This is a genomic window from Emticicia sp. (assembly GCF_049241225.1).
Classification (GTDB): domain Bacteria; phylum Bacteroidota; class Bacteroidia; order Cytophagales; family Spirosomataceae; genus Emticicia.
The window spans coordinates 1-1,794 of record NZ_JBMLRC010000379.1 but is presented as its reverse complement, the minus strand read 5'-3'; the positions used below and the strand labels follow the sequence as shown (position 1 = coordinate 1,794).

Here is a 1,794-nt window from a genome sequence, read left to right as displayed (position 1 = left end):
AAGTCAAGATTCATAGCTTTGTTATATTTGTGGCCAAAGTTACGGTTTTATTAATATATTTTAAAATCATAGGTAAATCATTTGGCACTCTAATTGTAAGTAGCGAATATTGCATTAAAAAATACCTTTCTATGTACTTATCTATTATCTCACCCGTTTATAGAGCCGAAGAAATTGTTGAACAATTAGTTACAGAAATCCATCAATCTGTCAAACCAATAACTGATTCTTATGAAATCATATTAGTAGAAGATGGAAGTCCCGATAAATCGTGGGAAGCAATTTTGCGTGTATGTGAGCGAGATAAAGTAGTAAAAGGCGTAAAACTTAGCCGTAATTTTGGCCAACATGCCGCAATCACGGCGGGTTTGGCTACTTCGAAAGGTGAATGGGTAGTTGTGATGGACTGTGACCTTCAAGACCGACCTGACGAAATTCCTCACCTATTGGCTAAGGCCAAAGAAGGCTACGAGTTAGTCTTTGCTCAACGCCAAGTCCGTCAAGATGGATTTTTTAAGAAACTTTCTTCAAAATTATTTTATAAGGTTTTCAGTTATCTAACCGATACTGTGCAAGATAGTAGTGTAGCTAATTTCGGAATTTATCATCGTAAAGTTGTTGATGCAGTGGTTAGCTTGGGCGACCGTATTCGGTTCTTTCCTACCATGACTCAATGGGTGGGCTTCCGAAAAGCATATTTACCCGTGAAACACGACGAACGAGCATCCGGAAAGTCTTCCTACTCGTGGTCAAAACTGATAGAATTAGCCTTCAATAATATCATTTCATTTTCTGATAAACCTCTCAGGCTTACTGTTCGCTTAGGTCTAATAATGTCAGTTATTGCAATTCTTTTGGGAGTAGCATATTTATATTTATACTTTACTGACCAAATCAAGCAACTGGGCTTCGCGAGTATTATCATCTCAATCACCTTCTTTTCGGGCTTAATAATCTTTATTTTGGGCATTATTGGTATTTACTTAGGTAAAACTTTTGAGCAAGTAAAAGGTCGCCCGGCTCATATTATTGATCAAAAACTTAATTTCTGATGAAAGAACTAACGTGGGATAGTGATTTTTTCAATAAGAAAATCGGAAGAATTGATATTTCAGACGATTACGCTTTACTAGTCGAAAATCTTGAAAAAGCGTTTCAACAGCAATATGATTTAATCTATGTTTTTGGAAATAAAAGCACTTCTATTCCGAGCGAAATTCTTGAAAAATTTAATGGAAAAATAGTCGATAAGAAGATAACCTATTCTGCTAAAGTTACAGATTTAAGAACCAAAAATACCATCGAAATCAAAGAATTCAGAGAGCAAAACGGCAGTCAATTATATGATTTAGCCTATTTAAGTGGCACACACTCAAGATTTAGATTAGATAAAGGTTTAGATATCGAAAACTTTAAGCGTTTATACCGAGAATGGATTGATAAATCAGTAAGACATCAAATTGCTGAAAAGGTATTTGTTTATGAAGATAAGCAGCAAATAAAGGGAATGGTAACGTTGGGAGTTAAGGAAAAAGTAGCAAACATCGGACTAATAGCCGTTGATGAAGCTTTGCAAGGAAAAGGCGTAGGGATGTCATTGATTGATGCTTGTGTGCAATACTGCAAAACTGAAAATATTACAACACTTGATGTCCCAACTCAGCTTGATAACACCCAAGCTTGCAAGTTTTACGAAAAATGTGGTTTTACCGAAAAATCAGTCCAAAACATTTATCATTTCTGGGCATAAAAAAAGCCTTTCTTTTCAGAAAGGCTTTCTTCAATATTCTTTGA

The 1,794-nt window shown here is 35.4% G+C and carries 2 protein-coding genes; both read left to right on the top strand.

Annotated features, from left to right (window positions below):
* The first annotated feature begins 131 nt into the window (after window positions 1–131).
* Complete coding sequence (locus tag ACOVO2_RS19770; RefSeq protein WP_421771634.1) at window positions 132–1,052, top strand: glycosyltransferase family 2 protein; 921 nt, start codon at window positions 132–134, stop codon at window positions 1,050–1,052.
* Window positions 1,052–1,750, top strand: coding sequence for a GNAT family N-acetyltransferase (locus tag ACOVO2_RS19765; RefSeq protein ID WP_421771633.1), 699 nt, complete (start codon window positions 1,052–1,054; stop codon window positions 1,748–1,750). Before ACOVO2_RS19770 ends, ACOVO2_RS19765 begins: the two co-directional genes overlap by 1 nt.
* The last annotated feature ends 44 nt before the right edge of the window (window positions 1,751–1,794 follow it).